General features: G+C 42.8%; 13 protein-coding genes and 1 riboswitch. Of the genes, 7 read left to right on the top strand and 6 right to left on the bottom strand.

The window, feature by feature from the left end; all coding sequences use genetic code 11:
* Positions 1-13: 13 nt before the first annotated feature.
* The gene (locus Aso01_RS07460) at positions 14-1,090 is read left to right on the top strand and encodes a hypothetical protein (RefSeq protein ID WP_004933092.1); all 1,077 of its coding nucleotides are present in this window, start codon (positions 14-16) and stop codon (positions 1,088-1,090) included.
* Between the two features lie 3 nt (positions 1,091-1,093).
* Here the strand turns inward: Aso01_RS07460 and Aso01_RS07455 are convergent, their stop codons facing one another.
* Both Aso01_RS07455 and Aso01_RS07450 read right to left on the bottom strand, forming a co-directional pair.
* Complete coding sequence (locus Aso01_RS07455) at positions 1,094-2,536, bottom strand: protein adenylyltransferase SelO (protein WP_004933095.1); 1,443 nt, start codon at positions 2,534-2,536, stop codon at positions 1,094-1,096.
* Positions 2,537-2,647: 111 nt separating this feature from the next.
* Complete coding sequence (locus Aso01_RS07450) at positions 2,648-3,817, bottom strand: acyl-CoA desaturase (protein WP_004933097.1); 1,170 nt, start codon at positions 3,815-3,817, stop codon at positions 2,648-2,650.
* Positions 3,818-4,065: 248 nt separating this feature from the next.
* Between Aso01_RS07450 and Aso01_RS07445 the strand changes: the two genes are divergently transcribed.
* Positions 4,066-4,560: an META domain-containing protein gene (locus tag Aso01_RS07445; RefSeq protein ID WP_004933099.1), complete on the top strand. Its 495-nt coding sequence runs from the start codon at positions 4,066-4,068 to the stop codon at positions 4,558-4,560.
* 28 nt (positions 4,561-4,588) lie between these two features.
* Here Aso01_RS07445 and Aso01_RS07440 read toward each other — a convergent pair whose 3' ends face one another.
* From Aso01_RS07440 to Aso01_RS07430, 3 genes are all read right to left on the bottom strand, one after another.
* Positions 4,589-5,305 (bottom strand): glycerophosphodiester phosphodiesterase, encoded by a 717-nt coding sequence (locus tag Aso01_RS07440; protein WP_004933102.1) that lies wholly within the window; start codon positions 5,303-5,305, stop codon positions 4,589-4,591.
* Positions 5,306-5,344: 39 nt separating this feature from the next.
* Positions 5,345-5,923: a cob(I)yrinic acid a,c-diamide adenosyltransferase gene (locus Aso01_RS07435; protein WP_004933105.1), complete on the bottom strand. Its 579-nt coding sequence runs from the start codon at positions 5,921-5,923 to the stop codon at positions 5,345-5,347.
* A gap of 84 nt (positions 5,924-6,007) precedes the next feature.
* Complete coding sequence (locus Aso01_RS07430) at positions 6,008-7,837, bottom strand: TonB-dependent receptor plug domain-containing protein (RefSeq protein WP_004933108.1); 1,830 nt, start codon at positions 7,835-7,837, stop codon at positions 6,008-6,010.
* Between the two features lie 38 nt (positions 7,838-7,875).
* A riboswitch (cobalamin riboswitch) is annotated at positions 7,876-8,083 on the bottom strand.
* Positions 8,084-8,226: 143 nt separating this feature from the next.
* On the opposite strand from Aso01_RS07430, the gene Aso01_RS07425 reads away from it, so the two are divergent.
* The 4 genes from Aso01_RS07425 to Aso01_RS07410 all read left to right on the top strand — a co-directional run bounded on the left by Aso01_RS07425 (position 8,227) and on the right by Aso01_RS07410 (position 11,756).
* A complete protein-coding gene (locus Aso01_RS07425; protein ID WP_004933111.1) occupies positions 8,227-8,868 on the top strand; it encodes a phosphoribosylanthranilate isomerase in 642 nt (213 codons plus the stop codon).
* Positions 8,852-10,081, top strand: a complete 1,230-nt coding sequence (gene trpB / locus Aso01_RS07420; RefSeq protein ID WP_004933113.1) for a tryptophan synthase subunit beta — start codon at positions 8,852-8,854, stop codon at positions 10,079-10,081. The genes Aso01_RS07425 and trpB overlap by 17 nt, the downstream gene beginning before the upstream one ends.
* Before the next feature lie 66 nt (positions 10,082-10,147).
* Entirely contained in the window at positions 10,148-10,660 is a 513-nt protein-coding gene (locus Aso01_RS07415; protein WP_004933116.1) for a DUF1543 domain-containing protein, read from the top strand.
* A 100-nt stretch (positions 10,661-10,760) separates the two neighbouring features.
* A complete protein-coding gene (locus Aso01_RS07410) occupies positions 10,761-11,756 on the top strand; it encodes a DUF2804 domain-containing protein (protein WP_004933119.1) in 996 nt (331 codons plus the stop codon).
* A 19-nt stretch (positions 11,757-11,775) separates the two neighbouring features.
* Here the strand turns inward: Aso01_RS07410 and Aso01_RS07405 are convergent, their stop codons facing one another.
* On the bottom strand, positions 11,776-12,651 hold the full coding sequence (locus Aso01_RS07405) for a metal-dependent hydrolase (RefSeq protein ID WP_004933122.1): 876 nt from the start codon (positions 12,649-12,651) through the stop codon (positions 11,776-11,778).
* A 114-nt stretch (positions 12,652-12,765) separates the two neighbouring features.
* Between Aso01_RS07405 and Aso01_RS07400 the strand changes: the two genes are divergently transcribed.
* Positions 12,766-13,824, top strand: a complete 1,059-nt coding sequence (locus Aso01_RS07400) for a helix-turn-helix domain-containing protein (RefSeq protein WP_004933125.1) — start codon at positions 12,766-12,768, stop codon at positions 13,822-13,824.
* The last annotated feature ends 168 nt before the right edge of the window (positions 13,825-13,992 follow it).

Genomic DNA, 13,992 nt, shown 5'->3' with positions numbered 1-13,992 from the left:
TGTTTGGTTTATCATGAAAATTTATTTTTTAAGCTTTGTGTTTGTATCAAGTTCTATTTTTGCTCAAGCAGAGCAAATTGAATATCGTGTAAATGCCGATCTCTATAGCCAACCAATTGCAATTCAATCCTTTTTAGATGATTGGCAAGATCCAAAATTGAGATCTGGAAACAATGCATTTGCTCATGGCAAAATGCAATTGGGCCTACAACAAGGCAACTGGAACTATGCCTGGGTATGGCGCTACGATTATGTTTTAAACTTTAGTCATGATTTGGCCAAACTCTACTATCAGATTGAAAATGATCAACCGATTGATGCAGACCAGCGCTATTACTTAAAACTAAATGCAGCACATGTGGATGCAGTAGGGGCAAGATTTGCCTACGACTGGTCTTTACAGGACAATTTGACTCTTACAACAGGATTAACGGCCTTGATTGGTCGTCATTATGTAGATGGAAATTTTCAGGGAGCAGGTCAAACCACTCAGATGCAAGAGCTTCTAGAGCGAGTAGACTGGCTGAATGCTTCACTAAACTATAGTTATGACAAGCCAGCGCTGAAAGAGGAGAATATGGGCTGGGATGCCCGAGCAAATCGTGGTTATGGTTATGCTTTGGATGTTGGATTAGCAGGACGATTATTCGATCGAGTTGATATCCGCCTGCATGCAGAAGATATCTTCAGTTACCTGTACTGGAAAAATGCACCCTACACTCAATACGAACTCAAGTACGATCAAGATCAACGACCAAGATTTGATATTCAAGGTAAACTCGGTGTGCATAAACGCTATAACCAGCGTTTACCTTATAAAATCACATCATCAATCAATTACGCGCCAGCCTCTTCATTATGGAAAGCGGGGATTTCTACGCTATCGAATGAATACCTGACGCTCTATCAACTCAATGTATTTCATCAATTCACACTCGGTGAACTAGGGATTCATTATGAGCCACAGTCTCGCGCCTATGGACTCTCTTTTGAACATGAAAATATTGGATTTAAATATCTAACAGATAATTTAAATACCAATCGTGCGCATCGTATGGGAGCCTATCTGTACGCCAGATATCAATGGTGAATTTTAGGATGAACAACTCACCATCACTTCAGGAACATCACTTGCCAAAGGTGCTAGATCCTGCTCTCGTTCAAGTGCAGGTTGGCGTGTAAAAGGTGAGGCAAGTAGGGTAAATAAACGCTCTACTTCTGAAAAGTCACCGCGTTCAGCTTGTTCAATTGCGTGCTGCGCCATGTGATTACGTAAAATATAAACGGGGTTCACTTCAGACATCGTCTGATCAAGCGATGCAATATCTTGATGTTCTCGAATCTGATGGTACTGCTGCAGAAAAGCATCAAACTGCCGGATGTCTAGGCAGTCATCTCGAAGTGCAGTGTAATCATGCTGTTGTAGGCTGAGAAAACTTTGGGTGTAATCCAGTTGTTCGCTTTGTAAAATGCGTAAAAATGCCATGCCACAATCGAAACTGTCATGATGAAACTGCGGTAAGCCCATTTTCTTACATAGGCCTTCGGTATAGTAGGCCAAGAATGCTGGTTCAAAAGCCTCAAGGCAGCTGACCAGTTGTTGCTTAAATTCTTCTTTATCTTGTTCTTTGGCCAATGGAATCAGATTATTAAGCCATACCCATAAATTCCAGTGTCCGATACTCGGCTGATTTTGATAAACATAACGGCCTTGATGATCGGAGTGGTTGTTGATCCAATTAGGGCGAAAACGTTCCATAAATCCAAATGGCCCAAAATCCAGAGTCGATCCCGTAATATTCAAATTATCAGTGTTCATGACACCATGGGCAAAGCCGACCAACTGCCAATCCGCGATCATTTTAGCGGTTTTTTGAATCACGCCCTCGGCAAATGTCAAAACAGGATGTTCTGCTTCAAGTGCTTCAGGATAATGCCATTCAATACACTTTTGGGTGAATTCTGTCAAAAGCTCAGGAGCATATTGATTAATCCATTCAAAATGCCCAAGTCGAATATGACAATCCGAGGTGCGTAGTAACATGGCACCCAATTCAAGAGTTTCTCGTTGTACACCTTGGGTTGACGTTGTAAAACCAACTGCATTACTAGATGCAATGCCAAGTGCATTGAGTGCATGGCCAGCCAAATATTCACGAATTACCGAGCGCAGCACTGCACGTCCGTCGCCCATACGAGAGTAAGGCGTTAGCCCGGCACCTTTAAGGTGTAGGTCTATAGTACGTCCAGATCGATCTAGCACTTGAGCAATCAACACACCGCGGCCATCGCCTAATTGTCCGGCCCATTGACCAAATTGATGGCCCGCATACACCATCGCAAGTGGAGGGCATTGCTCAAATACAGTTTGACCACTACAAATCTCAACCCATGCTGCTTTATCTTGTTCGTTCCACTGTAACTCATCTGCCAGAGCAGCATTGAAATGGCCTGCTTTTGCTCCTTTAAGCGGAACAGGTGATTGTTGGTGAAACAATTTAGCGTTTAAAGTCGGGTAGCGTGAATTGAAAAGCATAATGGTGAGAACTCATCGGTTGAACGGTCACTATAGCAAAAATTTAGATTGAACCAAATTCGCGAGCAACAGACCTAAAAAAAGCCCCGGTGGGGCTTTTAAGATTCTGGTTTATTCTGAAACCGCATTGCGCTTTTTGACATTACGCATCAGGGTTTCCAGACATTCACGATGATGACTCAAACGATGTTCAAGCAATTGAAAATCAACTTTGAGTTTATGATCCATCTGATGAATTTTTTCTGCCACCGCTGCCTTTTTGGCATGCAATTCTTGCTCTTTTAACTTGGCCCAGTCATTGAGCGTATGTGTAAAGGCATCGTATTCTTGAGCAATACGTTGCTTCATTTGCACCAAGTCGGAATTGACATCATGGCCATAAATTGCCAAATCCTGCTCGGCGTACTTAAACTTCATCGCGAGTTCAGCTTTTTTAATATTAAAGCTTGGAATACGACGTAAATTTTTAGCCAAACCAAGTTTTGAGCAGGTCCAAATGAGCCATTTTGTTGGATCATACTGCCACCATTTCACACCATTTCGGTAGTCGTACTGAAAGATGTGATGATAGTTATGGTAGCCTTCACCCCAAGTCGCAATCGCCAACCAGAAGTTATCACGTGCGGTGTTTTCGTCAGTATACGGACGCTTGCCCCACATATGACACAGTGAGTTAATGAAGAAAGTCACATGATGGCTCAAGATCAGTCGAACCAAACCACCCAGTAAAACCACGCCCCACATATCGCCAACTGCCCAGCCCACCAGTGTCAAAATTGCCACATGAACCACAATCACCAGCGGAACATAATATTTATGCTGGAACATCACCAGTTTGTCATTGAGTAGGTCTGGTGCATTTTTAAAGTTTGGTTCAGCTGCAGGATAATTTTTTAACATCCAGCCCAAGTGTGCATACCAGAATCCGTTTTTAATCGAGTACGGATCTTTTTCTACATCATCGACATGGCGATGATGAGTACGATGGCCCGACGCCCAATAAAGCACGCTGTTTTGAACCGCAAAAGTGCCCATAATCATCAAAATGATTTTTAAAGGCAACGTGGCTTCATAGGCACGATGCGCCCAAAGACGATGGTAACCGGCTGTAATGCCCAGACTGCTGATTCCCAGTAATACAAACATGCTCACCCATGCAGCAGCACTAAAGTCATGGTGATAGGCATACAGGGGAATTGCAATGACTGCAACGAGTGGTAAAAAAATTAAGGCAAAAACGGCAATCCAGTTAATTGGGGCTTGAGGTAGGGGAGGATTCATCTCCGACAGCGCTCCTAGAAGCCTTTGTGTAACAAAGGTTAAAAAACAAAACAGCTTGGCCCAGAAATTTTTTTGATTACTGGCGATGTACTACGCATATTAGCATGAGCGAACATATGTTCACTAGCATTATTGTACAAGTGTATTCAAAGAAACAGTAACAGAATTCAACAAAGGATCGATTGATTTTATCGTATGTTTATCGCAAGAAACATAGGTCATTTCGATCAAAAAACAAGGAGGAAAAATTGTTAATAAAAATCGTTCACATCGCTGCGGTTTTAAGTTTGGCTTCACTGTTGAGCGCTTGTCAGAGCACACAAGCCCCTCCACAAAAACAACAACACAATAAAAAACACACTGCCAATCATGCGGTGAAATCGACTGAGACACCGCGCTCTACCGATGGTGTACAGGATATTACATGGCAAATTACGCATATTCAGCAAAAACGTGCCAACTTCTTTAACCAATTGCCAGCTATTCGCCTGAATTCAACCTTGAATACGGTAAATGGACATACAGGCTGTAATCCGGTCTTTGGACGTTATCTTTATAATTTCAGTCAATCTCGCCTGAGTTTTGATGTAAAAGCAGATCATCAGGTGTGTGACCGAGCTTTGGTGCAAGAAGCCAACTTGATGGATGCTTTACAGCGCATTGTGAGCTTCAAGCGTCAGGGCAATGAATTGCTTTTACTCGATAAAGAACAAAATGTGCTGATTGTGGCACAGCGAAAATAAGCCAACGGGCAGGGCCCACCTGCCCAGATTAATCGAGATGTGCCAGCATCAATTTAGGTACGTCAGTAATCAGCCCTTCAATACCTAAATCCCGTAATGCTTTCGCGCGTTCAACATCATTGACTGTCCATACACTGATGGTAAGCCCAGCATCATGCGACAGTTGAATCATCTCGGGTGTGGCCAGTCGATCCATCCATCCGATATGACAGCACCCTAAAGCCAGTGCCTTTTCTATAGCTTCAGCTTTTATATCGGTTTCGATGAGAAAACCGCGCTTAAAACGACTTTTGTGAGTTTGGAGCGTTTTTAATACCTTCTCGTCAAAACTGGTCATGATAATTTGATCATGAAAGTCTTGAAGCTCCATATCCAGCCGAGTAGTTAATCGTTCAGCCTGAGCCAGATCCTCAACATGTTTGATCTCGACCTCGATGTGTTCAAAGTCTTTTAAAACGGCCATTGCTTGACTAAAAGTTGGGGTATATTCGGCTTGAGTCCATACTGACCAGTTCAGGCGATGATCATATTGACACAGATCATTTTGCATACACTCGTAGAGCGAAATAGCGTGACCAGTGGTTCTTAAAAACGAATCATCGTGCATGATGACCGTTGTAGCATCTTTGAGCTGCCGAACATCAAACTCGACAGCACGAACACCGAGCTGTTTGAGATATTCAAATCCACCCAGTGTGTTTTCCGGTGCTTCGCCGCGCGCACCGCGATGGCCAATAATACGCATAAATGTCCTACGCTCAGAACAGAAAAACTATTTTAGCGCTTAAATGGTGTCATTAATATTTTTTTGCCACAGCACTTCACTGCCACCAGCCTCGCGTTGCAATGCTCGTGAAGCCACAAACAGCCAGTCTGAAAGACGGTTGAGTAACTGAATGGAAGTGTTCTGGATATTCTGATCACGTTGCTGTACCGCAATCAGGCTTCGCTCAGCCCGACGACATACCGCACGTGCTTGATGCGCATAACTGCAAACTAAAGTGCCTGATGGCAAAATAAACTCTTTAAGGTTTGGTAAGTGTTCGTTCATTTGATCGATATCACGTTCTAGAAACTCGATACTTAGCGGTTGCAGTAAGTTATAGTTTGGAATACAAACCTCACCGCCTAAGTCAAAGAGCCAGTGCTGAATCAAGCTTAAATGTTTATTCCATGTCGATTTGTTTTCAAGCATAGAACTTTCAATCTGTGCACGCAGAACGCCCAAAATCGCATTGAGTTCATCGACATCGCCCAGTGCAGCAATTCTTAAATCATCTTTTGCGACACGTGAACCATCCCCCAGACCAGTTGTACCTGAGTCACCTGTGCGGGTATAAATTTTACTTAAACGATGTCCCATAAGATTTCCTAAAGATGTGTAAGAGGGTTAAATAAAATCAGGATAATATCGTGAGACATTATCCTGATTAAATAGTAGTCTACATTAGTATTTTAGTGTTACACCGACAGAGGCAAGGCGACCGCCGTTGATATAGTAACTACCACTACTATATGCAGTACGATATTTAACGTCACCTATATTTTGAATATTACTAAACACCTGCAAGTGCTCGTTAATTGTATATTGTCCATGCATATCAATACGTAAATGGCCCGGTACACTTACAGTGTCGTATGCTGTATTGTCATACTTACTGTTGGCGACAACAGTTGCCGATAGTGCATACTTTTCATCTTGCCATCCTGTGGTCAAAGAGATATTTTGACGTGGTCTTCTGCTTAAGTCTTCGCCAGTATTTTCATCTTTCGAACGTACGTAATTGAATCCTAAGTTGGTATAAAGATTTTCACCTTGCCATTTTATGTATGCTTCAGCACCTTCAAACTTCGCCTTATCCACATTCTCCATCTGAGAAATACCGTAGTTAATTAAATTATCTACTTTTGTGGTGTAAAGTGATAATCCTGTACGAATATTATAGGCAAGTTGTTGATCGAACCCAATTTCATAGGAAAGGCTCTCTTCTGGTTTTAAGTCTTGATTACCCCCAAAACCATATAAATCATTCAATGTTGGCGCTTTAAAGGCAGAGCCAATATTTGCATAAACACTTGTAAGTGGTAGTAATTGATATCGAATGGCGCCTTGAGCGACTGTATGTGTGCCAAATTTTTCGTTATCTTCAAGACGAACACCTACTTGAGTATTTAAGCCTGACTGATTGTATTGATGCTGGATAAAGTAACCCGTTGAATTTACATCTTCTTTATAAGGTGAGCCAAAAGAAACAACATCACCTTCATTTTTTCTATGTGTAATACCAATCATTAAATTTTGATTGTTGGTAAAATTCCATTTATTATAAATTTCTGCTTCTTGAGTTTTGCTATGAACAAAATCGTAAGTACCCAGATAGTTTGCATCTTTTTGTTCAGTATCATCTTTAAATTGTGAAAGACGTGTATTTAACTCAATTTGATCTGTGAAATTAAATTTACCTTTTAGATTGATTACCTCATTTTGAAAGTCTTGATTTGTCAAATTACCAGAATTGTCGTAAGCGCTATTTCCTTTATTTTTACTGTAATCAATAGACGCAGCAAAGTTTTCTTTTTCAACTCCAAATTTAGTACTAAAACCTTTTTGATCAAATGAAGCATTTGGTGCGTCTACTGTTTCTTTTACAGGTGTACCATCTGTCTCAAGGCGTTGGCCACGGATTTGAGCGTAGAAACCGTTTTCTGCTATGTCTGCACCAACTAATGATTTATAGGTTTTGTTTTCTCCGACTTCATTGGTGGTAAAAACTGAACTTTTGGTTGGTACTCTTGTAACGAGTTGAACGACACCACCAATAGCATCAGTTCCATATAGAACAGAAGCAGGGCCTTTTAATATTTCAATTTGTTTGATGTCGGTTGTATCGATAAATGGTAAAGCAGCTGCGCCACTACTATTTGAGTTTAGACGTACACCATCCCTCAAAATCAAAGTTTGATCTGATTCTGCACCACGCAGAAAAATCGATGCACTTTGTCCATAGCCGCCACTTTGAACCATATTAATTGCAGCTTCGGTCATCAATAGATCGGGCAGTGATGCAATTGGGGACTGTTCAAGTATTTGAGGCTGAATAATTGTAATTCGCGCAGGCACTGCACTGGCTTTTTCTTCAGATTTTGATGCAGTCACTACAATTGGATCAAGTTGAGTTGCATCTGTTGAATCATCAGCAAAAACAGTTGTTGAAGAAAACCCCATCGCAATTGCGATTGCCCCCACCAAACGGGTAGGCTGAAATGAAATAGACATGTTTTATGCTCCATACATTCACCCCACGTGAATGATTGAGTGGATAGAAGCAATAAGCAGGTCTCCGGACTCAAATGGTGTATCTTTTGGATACAAGCATATTCACCTTCCCACACCTCAAGTGCAGTGGTGTAAGCCCAAAAGGCTTATTAAATATGGTTTACATTTTTACCGTTGCGGGGGCAGTACTGGATTTACACCAGTTTCCCTAAAGCGAATGCTTTAACTTATTGCGAATTGAGCAAAGTATAAGGTTTGTGCGAAGATTAAACAATCTGAATACCTTCAATCGTGTTCAACTTTGATGCAAAGTCTAAAATTTGCATTACAATAGTGGTTTACTGACCGATAGATCGGCTATGGTCAGGCAATTTAATGAGCCTTTGTATATGCGAACGCGCGCAAAAATTTGCGGTATCACCCGTTCTCAAGACATCCAAGCAGTTGTCGATTCAGGTGCAGATGCAATCGGATTGGTGTTTTATCCGCCTAGCCCACGTAATGTCACAGCCGAACAAGCGGCAGAATTGGTCAAAAAGATTCCGGCTTACGTGCAAGTGGTTGGGCTATTTGTCAATGCAACCGCCAATGAAATTAAATCAGTACTTGATTCTGTTGCCTTGGATGTATTACAACTACATGGTGATGAAACACCTGCTCAGTGCCAGTTCATTGGTGAGCAGTGCAAGCGTCGATGGTATAAGGCTATTCAAGTCAAACCTGAACTTGATATTGTTCAGGAAATTCAGCGCTATCAAGCCGCTGGTGCAAGTGCAATGCTTCTCGATGCATGGCATCCCGAACTGAAAGGCGGAACCGGCCATCAATTTGATTGGTCAAAATTTCCAAAATTGGACATTCCACTGATATTGGCAGGCGGTTTAACGCCCGACAATATTGCGGACGCAATCCACACCACACAGCCTTATGCTGTTGATGTCAGCGGGGGCGTAGAATCCGCAAAAGGTATTAAAGACCAACAACTCATCGAACGATTTATGCAAGGAGTCCAATGTGGATCAGCAAAATAACGTGATTGACTACACGCAATATCCAGATGCCCGTGGGCATTTTGGTATTCATGGCGGACGTTTTGTATCAGAAACACTCATGGCGGCACTGCAAGATTTAGAAAATCTTTATAGCCGTATGAAAAATGATGAACAGTTTCTGGCAGAATTTGACCGCGATCTTGCCTATTATGTAGGCCGCCCGAGTCCACTTTATTATGCTGAGCGATGGTCGAAGAAGCTTGGTGGTGCGCAAATCTATTTAAAACGTGAAGATCTTAACCATACAGGTTCACATAAAGTGAACAACACGATTGGTCAGGCATTACTGGCCAAATTGTCGGGTAAGAAGCGAATTATTGCAGAAACAGGTGCGGGTCAGCATGGGGTTGCAACGGCAACCATCGCGGCGCGTCTTGGTCTTGAGTGTGTGGTATTCATGGGTGCAGAAGACGTGAAGCGTCAAGCCATGAACGTGTACCGTATGCGTTTGCTGGGAGCAACTGTTGTTCCGGTGCAAAGCGGTTCAAAAACACTAAAAGATGCCATGAATGAAGCCATGCGTGACTGGGTAACCAATGTAGATGATACTTATTACGTGATTGGTACAGTTGCAGGGCCTCATCCTTACCCACAATTAGTACGTGATTTCCAGTCTGTGATTGGACGTGAAGCACGTCGCCAGATTCAAGAGCAAGCCGGACGCCTACCGGATGCACTGGTGGCCTGTGTAGGCGGTGGTTCTAACGCGATTGGTTTGTTCCATCCGTTCCTGAACGATCCAGATGTGAAAATGTATGGCGTTGAAGCAGCAGGGCATGGCATTGAGACCGGTAAGCATTCTGCACCACTCAATGCAGGGCATGTCGGTGTATTGCATGGTAACCGTACCTATTTGATGAGTGACTCACAGGGTCAAATCATCGAGACACACAGTATCTCGGCAGGCTTGGATTATCCGGGCGTTGGTCCTGAGCATAGCTTCTTAAAAGACATGCAGCGTGTGCAATATGTTCCAATCGATGATGATGAAGCCTTACAAGGCTTCCGTGATCTGACCCGTATTGAAGGGATTATTCCGGCAATTGAAAGTGCACATGCAATGGCATACGTCACCAAGCTGGCACCAACTATGGATAAAGACCAGATCATTATCGCCAATCTTTCAGGTCGTGGTGACAAAGACCTGATGACGGTTGCGCGCATTGATGGGGTCGAGATGGTCGAAATGTAATGATCCCCCGGTTATAAAATCAAAATGGGCGACTGAGGTGGCCCATTTTTTTTGAGAGGAAAAATGATGCCCAGTTTATATATGGTGATGCTCGGCGGACGCCATGCGCGTGCAAATACCGAAGTGCATGATGTCGTATTTGCAATCGGCGATGATCTTAAAGATATTTATCCGCAGTTAAAGGCTGCATGGTTTGGTGAGCAAAAAGGCCTGCATATCGACGCGTGGGCAAAATTAAATGGCGTGAAACAACATGCGCATAGTTACAAAATTGAATTTGCACAGCATCAGCCGCGTCACGACGATCTCAAACTTTTTTTAATCAATTTAGGCGGTTATTGTCCAGATGAATTTGGTGAGCTTCATCGTTATAAATTTGTGGTGGCACAGAGCGCTTCAGAAGCCAAACAGCAAGCCAAGACTTTACTGCCGACATTTTGGCAAAAAGGCCACACCGATCGTATTTTGGATATCGATGATTGTATTCCAGTCGACCACGTGGCTGGGCGATATCTGCATTTGAGTGAGGGCACGTTTATTTCGACCGTTTGGGAAAATACTTATTTAATTTTAGAGTGAGTTCTCTTAGACTAAAGTTGTAATAATAAATCATATATTGATAAGCCCAAGAATAAATCAGCGATTTGAAAGGAGTGTGCTTCGTCATGGAGCCGAATACATGGATTTAATTCAGGACAACGGTCAGCCGCGATTTGGACGTTTTTCCCAGCAACCGTCTGCTATTAGTACCGAACGCTACATCTATAAATCACCTTATGGCAAGGTAGAGCGGGGATGGCGTAAAAAAATAAAATATAAAAAGTTTAAGTTTTGTAGTATTCAGCATCAGCACTATACCTTAGGTGTCGCGATTGCAGACATTGGTTGGGCCGGACACGGTTTTTTTTATTTGTATAATCATGCCACCCAAGAAGTGCTTGAATGGAACGCGCTACAACCCTTTGCCCGTAAAACACAAGTCGATGAGCAACCGCTGTTTAACCATAGCTTTTTTTATGCATCAGCATTTGAGCTAGATATGCAGCATGCAAATGGCGTTCGTTATATCCGTGTCACCCGCTATGGTGAAATTCTTCTCAGTGCACGTATTTTTTGTGCAGGCACCCAAGCTTTGAGTTTGTGTTCTCCCAATGGGATCAACGGCTGGACCTATACGCATAAAAAAACTGCACTGACGGTTGAAGGATGTTTTACCAATAAACAGGGACAATTAATTGAATTTGATCAGAAGAGCATGGCATCACTTGATGATACCTGCGGATTCTTGCGTCCAGAGACAGCATGGTTCTGGTTATCTTGTAATTTCTGGCATTCACAAGATCAAAAAATTGGAATTAATCTGGCATCGGGCGTAAATGAAAGTTTTGGTAACGAAAACTGTATCTGGGTCAACGGTGTACTTTATCCTGTAGCAGATGTTTTATTTGAACAACTGGATGCACATCACTGGCAGATACATTCTCTTGATCGCAAACTCAACTTGAAGGTCACCACAGGCTGGCGACGCTATGAAAATCTGAATCTACGAATGGTAGGCAGCCGTTTTAGTCAGTGGCAAGCCAGAATCAGTGGCACTATCGACATAGAAGGTCAAGACCGTCTTGAGTTCGAGCAGGAGTTTGGTTTGCTCGAACAGCATTATGCCAAATGGTAAAAGCGAAAACGAGGCAGGCCTAGTGGCCTGCTTCCCAAAATGCCTGACCGGCTACAATTGGATCGCGGGTTGCTTCAAAGGTTTTTACCCAGACCTCATATTGATGAATCACCGCATGCTGACTCGGATGAAAATCGGCTTTAAACCAATCTTTATAAGGTTGTTTCATGGCAGTTAAAATGCCATTTGGGCCAATAAACCAAGGCAAGCCACGTCGAAATAACTGCAAGCGTTCACGCGCAGTAAAACCATCACAGCGCAGCATCACATTGGCGCGGTACATGGTAAAACCAGACATCAGCAGTGTTGTGATCACCAACGCCAGTTTACGTGTTGCTTCAGGGACTTCACCCACCTGTTTCATCACATCAAACGCCACATCACGGTGTTCCATCTCTTCAATGGCATGCCAAGCCAACAACGCACGTACATATGGATGAACATTCTCCAGAGTCGCTTTTTTACGATAAAAAGTGTCGGCCATTAACGCTGTTAAATGTTCGGCGGCCGCCGTCATGGCGATATTGTATTGCTTGGAGCGTCGCGTGAGCTCGAAACGGAAGATCTTTTTAAGGGTTGCTGTAAACTGATCGACAGGCATTCCCTGTAACTTCATCAGTTGATTCATTTTATCGTGCGCAATGCCATGCTGAGCTTCTTGTTTAATAAAATCGGCAACGCGAGCTTGTAAGTCTTCATCTTGAAGCTTGTCTCGAAACATACGAACACATTCAATGAAATAGCGTTCGCCTTCTGGAAAAGTCAGACTCAAGGCATCGAAGATCCTGGTTCGAAAAGGATCGCCAGCAAACCAGAAGCGCGGAACATCTTCGAGTTTAAAATCCAAATGCATACGAACCACCGGATCGACCTGATACTGGACATGTGCGTTCATTGTTTTAATTCTCATCGACTGATTCAGTTCAGTATGGCGACAATCGTCTGGTTTGTTTTGACAGTTATTGCCAATTTTTATACAAATAGCGACAGGGACATCAGAGCGCGCATCATGTCATTAAAAATCATTATTGGTTATCTTCGTTTACTCGAACGGGTTCGACGGCATTATCAGCTTGAGCATCTGGCTGAGTGTACAGAACGCGCAGTGGACTGGCAGAGCTTCTCTAAAGCACTCGATGGAAATGATGAGCAAGGATTTGACATAGACACCTATGTGCGTCTGCTCAGGCAAATGCAAACCGTGCTTGCAAGACCCGTCAGTTTAATTTTAGCCGAACATGCCACACTTCAAGATGTGGGGCTGATGGGTTATCTCGCATCAACCAGCTTAAATCTTCAGCAGGCGCTGTTACTGCTTGAACAATATTATTCCCTCATTTTTAAGCAAACCAATGTTGAGCAGCTTAAAATTATCGAACATGATCAAGAAATACAGGTCAGTTGGGGAGCACTCTGGATTGACTATCGGGAGGTGTACGAACTGAATCAGGCACTTATTTTTAAAATTGCACAAATCATTGTACAGGAGCCTCTGGTTCCTCCAACACAGGTTCAGCTCGGCTTTTTACCTACTTTGCCGCTCATGCATTATTCACGTTTCTATCACTGCGCCGCAGCAGTCGTCTCTGGTGACTATCGTATTTATTTTTCAGAACGCGTCTTAAAAGCACGCAGTTTTGGTGCAGATCAGCAACTCAATCAAATCTTGTCCAATCAGGCACAGCAAAGTTTGCGTGCATCAGATTCTCTAGAATATCGTCAGCAACAGCTCAAGCAGCGCATCTGGGGCCTCATCGCACAGGCTTTTCGAGAGAAAAACGAGATTTTGCAAGCTTACGTTGCACAGCAAATGCATATCTCCGAACGAACCTTACAGCGCCATCTCAAGCAGCATGCACTCAATTTTCAGGAAATCGTCGATGAATTTCGGTTACAGCAAAGCCAATTATATTTGAAACAATCGCGCCGGCTTTCAGAAATTGCTGAATTATTAGGCTATGCCGACCAGAGCGCCTTTGGCCGTGCCTTTAAACGCTGGACGGGGGAAACACCGAAACAATTTCGCGATCGTCACCGTGTTAATTCAGCAACTCATACTTCAAAATAGACCAGTTCTCAGACAGTTTTTCTTGTCATTCAACTGTCCATAATCATCAAGAAAATCAAAAAAGCTATTTTGAACAATCAAAATGGTGACTTTAAAATTTTACCTAATCATATAACTCTATATTTTAGTTTGTTTTTTTAATTATTTCTGAACAAAGCTGCATCGAAT

It is taken from the genome of Acinetobacter soli (genome assembly GCF_000760595.1).
Lineage (GTDB): Bacteria > Pseudomonadota > Gammaproteobacteria > Pseudomonadales > Moraxellaceae > Acinetobacter > Acinetobacter soli.
The sequence above is the reverse complement of the archived record's forward strand: the minus strand, read 5'-3'. Positions and strand labels throughout refer to the sequence as shown.

Excerpts from the sequence above, each read along its gene's own strand:
- Aso01_RS07460 (WP_004933092.1), top strand. The coding sequence starts at position 14 with ATGAAAATTTATTTTTTAAGCTTTGTGTTTGTATCAAGTTCTATTTTT.
- Aso01_RS07455 (WP_004933095.1), bottom strand. The coding sequence starts at position 2,536 with ATGCTTTTCAATTCACGCTACCCGACTTTAAACGCTAAATTGTTTCAC.
- Aso01_RS07450 (WP_004933097.1), bottom strand. The coding sequence starts at position 3,817 with ATGAATCCTCCCCTACCTCAAGCCCCAATTAACTGGATTGCCGTTTTT.
- Aso01_RS07440 (WP_004933102.1), bottom strand. The coding sequence starts at position 5,305 with ATGCGTATTATTGGCCATCGCGGTGCGCGCGGCGAAGCACCGGAAAAC.
- Aso01_RS07435 (WP_004933105.1), bottom strand. The coding sequence starts at position 5,923 with ATGGGACATCGTTTAAGTAAAATTTATACCCGCACAGGTGACTCAGGT.
- Aso01_RS07430 (WP_004933108.1), bottom strand. The coding sequence starts at position 7,837 with ATGTCTATTTCATTTCAGCCTACCCGTTTGGTGGGGGCAATCGCAATT.
- Aso01_RS07425 (WP_004933111.1), top strand. The coding sequence starts at position 8,227 with ATGCGAACGCGCGCAAAAATTTGCGGTATCACCCGTTCTCAAGACATC.
- Aso01_RS07415 (WP_004933116.1), top strand. The coding sequence starts at position 10,148 with ATGCCCAGTTTATATATGGTGATGCTCGGCGGACGCCATGCGCGTGCA.
- Aso01_RS07410 (WP_004933119.1), top strand. The coding sequence starts at position 10,761 with ATGGATTTAATTCAGGACAACGGTCAGCCGCGATTTGGACGTTTTTCC.
- Aso01_RS07405 (WP_004933122.1), bottom strand. The coding sequence starts at position 12,651 with ATGAACGCACATGTCCAGTATCAGGTCGATCCGGTGGTTCGTATGCAT.
- Aso01_RS07400 (WP_004933125.1), top strand. The coding sequence starts at position 12,766 with ATGTCATTAAAAATCATTATTGGTTATCTTCGTTTACTCGAACGGGTT.